Origin of the sequence: Streptomyces sp. NRRL S-340 (assembly GCF_000720185.1) — a bacterium.
Lineage (GTDB): Bacteria > Actinomycetota > Actinomycetes > Streptomycetales > Streptomycetaceae > Streptomyces.
In genome coordinates this window covers 1-351 of the sequence record NZ_JOIY01000133.1, presented here as the reverse complement: position 1 = coordinate 351, position 351 = coordinate 1, and the positions used below count along the sequence as shown (strand labels likewise).

Here is a 351-nt window from a genome sequence, read left to right as displayed (position 1 = left end):
CTGTGCGGTGTGCTGGTCGACGCCGCCGAGGACGGGGCTGAGGACGGCGGAGAGGGTGAACTCGCCGTCGTCGCCGTGGGTGAGGGTGACCTCGGCGGTGATGGCGGTGCTGGTGAGCTTGACGTGGCGCGCGGCGGCGGCGCGGCGCAGGGCGCCGAGGAAGCAGGCGGCCCAGCCGGCGGCGAAGAGCTGTTCGGGGTTGGTGGCGTCACCGGCGCCGCCGAGTTCCTTCGGGATGGCCAGCGTGTGCTCCAGGAGGCCGTCGGCGGAGCGGGCGGTGCCGCCGTTGCGGCCTTCGCCGGTGACGTCGACGCGGGCGGTGTAGGTGACGGCCATGACGGTTCTCCCTGT

Annotated in this window: 1 protein-coding gene; it reads right to left on the bottom strand. The window is 74.1% G+C overall.

Annotation, left to right across the window (positions count from 1 at the left end; genetic code table 11):
• The coding region (locus tag IG64_RS37275) for an Ohr family peroxiredoxin (protein ID WP_037865023.1) at nucleotides 1–336 on the bottom strand (336 nt) is incomplete at its 3' end.
• Nucleotides 337–351: the final 15 nt, after the last annotated feature.